The following is a 3,245-nucleotide window of genomic DNA, read 5'->3' on the forward strand; positions in this document are numbered from 1 at the left end:
GCATTGTAGGTGCAAGCATCAAAGTGCTCGAGATCCTCTCTCAATCGACCGCATTGCGTGATAAACTGATGGAGAATGTCGATTATTTCAAGAAAGGGATGAGTGAGCTGGGATTCGATATCGTGCAAGGGGATTCGGCCATCGTGCCGGTCATGCTCTACGATGCAAAATTAAGCCAGGTCATGGCCGACAAACTATTGGAAAAGGGCATCTATGTGATCGGATTCTTCTATCCGGTGGTGCCCAAGGAGAAAGCACGTATCCGAGTGCAACTATCTGCAGCACATGAGAAGCATCATCTGGATAAGGCCATCCAGGCCTTCAAAGAGGTAGGAGAAGAGTTAGAGGTGATCTGATACCTGATCTGGCTTCTTGACTCTTGAATCAGTCCTCTTGACTCTTGAATCAAGAATCTTGAATCAGCTCTACAAGGGAATATTCCCATGTTTCTTCCGAGGTAGGTTGACCACCTTGTTCTCCAGCATCTCAAGTGATTTGATCAGTTTACTCCGGGTCTCAGCAGGTTCGATGACCTCATCTATATAGCCGCGGGATGCCGCTCTGTAGGGATTGGCGAATTTCTCGGCATACTCGGCCTCTTTCTCCTTCCATTTACTTTCTGGATCGGCTGCTTCCTTGATCTCTTTTTTGAAGATTATCTCAGCAGCGCCTTTGGCCCCCATCACTGCGATCTCAGCAGTAGGCCAGGCAAAATTCATGTCAGCTCCTATGTGCTTCGAGTTCATCACATCATAAGCTCCGCCATAGGCTTTGCGGGTGATCACGGTCATACGCGGCACTGTGGCCTCACTGAAGGCATAGAGCAATTTGGCTCCGTGATTGATCACCCCATTCCACTCTTGATCGGTACCGGGGAGGAATCCAGGTACATCCTCGAACACGACCAAAGGGATATTGAAGGCATCACAGAAGCGCACGAAACGGGCTCCTTTGATACCGGAATCCACATCGAGGACTCCTGCGAGGTGTGCCGGTTGATTGGCCACCACCCCGATACTGCGACCGGCTATACGTGCAAAGCCACAGAGGATATTGGGTGCATAATCTTTGTGTACTTCCAAGAACTTCCCATCGTCCACACAGGCGCTTATGACCTCATGCATATCATAGGGTTGATTGCTGCTCTCTGGGATGATGCTGTCCAATGCAGGGCGGGACTCATCGCTTGGTTGATAGTCAACACGCGGAGCATCTTCTTCGCAATTCTGAGGGATGTAAGAGAGTAGGTCCTTGAGGTTCTCCAAGCACACCACTTCATTCTCGCAAGCAAAGTGAGCAACTCCCGATTTGGCACTGTGGGTGCTCGCTCCCCCGAGTTCTTCAGCGGTCACTTCTTCATGTGTGACGGTCTTGACCACATTGGGTCCTGTCACGAACATATAGCTGCTATTCTCCACCATCATGATGAAATCGGTCAAGGCAGGAGAATAGACCGCCCCACCGGCACAGGGTCCCATGATGGCCGAGAGTTGGGGGATGACCCCGCTGGCCTGTACGTTGCGATAGAATATGTCCGCATATCCACCCAAGGAGACGACTCCCTCTTGGATGCGGGCACCCCCTGAGTCATTGAGTCCGATCACCGGAGCTCCGTTCTGCATGGCCAGATCCATGATGCGGCAGATCTTCTGGGCATGGGCCTCTGCCAAAGAACCTCCAAGTACGGTGAAATCCTGGGCAAATACGTAGGTGATCCGACCGTTGATGGTCCCGTAGCCGGTGACCACCCCATCTCCGAGAAAGACCTTGTTTTCCAGACCGAAATCCTGGGAGCGATGGGTCACCATCATGCCGATCTCCTCGAAACTGCCTTCGTCCATTAGTATATGGATGCGCTCACGGGCGGTGAGCTTGTTCTTGGCATGCTGGGCCTCGATGCGTTTCTCTCCTCCTCCGAGTTTGGCCTGGGCCTCTTTTTCCTTCAGAATCCTGATGTGCTCCTCCATATCGGTGTTTTTCAAAGAGCCCAAAAATAGGGATTGATCAGCCCCAAGAGGAAAGGGCCCCCTCCATGTGGAAAAGGACCCCTACCAGACTTGTATCCTTATGTGTTCAATCGAAGTCGAGCAAGGTGATGCCGACCGTGAAGGGATATATCTCTGGACCCGTGTTCTCCTTGAAGAGTTGGGTCAGCTGTATGGTGGTGAAGAGGTTGACCGAACCATATCCGATCCGCAGCATACCCTCCATGCGGAAGGGCTCCACATTGAAATTGTTCTTTGTGCTGTTCTTGAAGGAATCTCCATCCTGCTTGTACTTCTGTTTGTACATGGATTCGAGATGAAATCCACCCACAAATCCAGCAGCCAGATGAAAACTCTTCTCACGCTTGAGAGAAGTATTGAATTCCAATAATAGAGGCACGTTGATCCAGGTCGTTCTGAATTTATTCTTGTTGAGACTCAGGGAGCTGTCCATGAAGGCTACTAGAGAATCGTTGACATTGGCCAAGGTGTAGTCATTCTTGAGGCGATAGCTATTGACCTGCAATCCTGCTCCTGTAGTCAGACCGACATAGTCCTTGATGAATCGGAATTTCTGCTCCCAGAAATTGATGCTGAAACTCCGCGAACCGAAGGTGCTCGTGGCGAGATAGGGGATGGAATCATTGAGGTCGGCTTCCCCATCTGCATCTAGGAATCCATTGATACCGATATCTATACCGGCCCAGTTGGTCAGCGAATACTTCCTGTCCCGATCGACCCACTCATCATCATCCTCTTTGGTCTTCACCTCGGGATTCTCCTCATTGACGATGATGATGGTACTCTTCTTCATCTTGATCTTGGTGGTGTCCTTCACCTCCCCGGTCAGTGTGTCCATGGTCTGCACTTTGACCTTGAGCCCTTCTTTACCCGCTTTGAGTTCGATGGTCTCCAGATCATGATCCGTGCTGTCAGGCTCGGTCTGGGCCTGTAGGGATACACTGCTCATCAGAGCGATGATAGTGATACTGAGTAGTAGTGTGCGCATGGTATTCTTTCTTAAGGTGGTTCTGTTCGTGTGACGGTCTGTTCTGTCTGATTGTTACATCGATCGATTCAGCGGGTCCTTCTTCCTCTGGATATCTCGAAACTTCCTATCCGCAAAGTGGTCTGTACGTAGTCATCCTCAGTTCGTACATCGTCCAAGGCCAGTACATCCGACTCATCGATACGCTCCCGGATGGAGCTTCCGATAAAGTCCAGCACAGAGGTGTATTCTTTGGTCCTACTGTTGGACGA

Annotated in this window: 4 protein-coding genes; 1 reads left to right on the plus strand and 3 read right to left on the minus strand. The window is 50.7% G+C overall.

Annotated elements, in window-relative coordinates; all coding sequences use genetic code 11:
- Positions 1-356 (plus strand): aminotransferase class I/II-fold pyridoxal phosphate-dependent enzyme (locus tag HKN79_06195; protein NNC83149.1); only part of this gene is annotated, 356 nt, incomplete at its 5' end.
- A 69-nt stretch (positions 357-425) separates the two neighbouring features.
- Here the strand turns inward: HKN79_06195 and HKN79_06200 are convergent.
- From HKN79_06200 to HKN79_06210, 3 genes are all read right to left on the minus strand, one after another.
- Entirely contained in the window at positions 426-1,967 is a 1,542-nt protein-coding gene (locus HKN79_06200; GenBank protein NNC83150.1) for an acyl-CoA carboxylase subunit beta, read from the minus strand.
- 106 nt (positions 1,968-2,073) lie between these two features.
- The gene (locus HKN79_06205) at positions 2,074-2,994 is read right to left on the minus strand and encodes an outer membrane beta-barrel protein (protein NNC83151.1); all 921 of its coding nucleotides are present in this window, start codon (positions 2,992-2,994) and stop codon (positions 2,074-2,076) included.
- 68 nt (positions 2,995-3,062) lie between these two features.
- The coding region (locus HKN79_06210) for a hypothetical protein (GenBank protein NNC83152.1) at positions 3,063-3,245 on the minus strand (183 nt) is incomplete at its 5' end.

Source organism: Flavobacteriales bacterium, from assembly GCA_013001705.1.
GTDB lineage: Bacteria > Bacteroidota > Bacteroidia > Flavobacteriales_D > JABDKJ01 > JABDLZ01.

Excerpts from the sequence above, each read along its gene's own strand:
- HKN79_06205 (NNC83151.1), bottom strand. The coding sequence starts at position 2,994 with ATGCGCACACTACTACTCAGTATCACTATCATCGCTCTGATGAGCAGT.
- HKN79_06200 (NNC83150.1), bottom strand. The coding sequence starts at position 1,967 with ATGGAGGAGCACATCAGGATTCTGAAGGAAAAAGAGGCCCAGGCCAAA.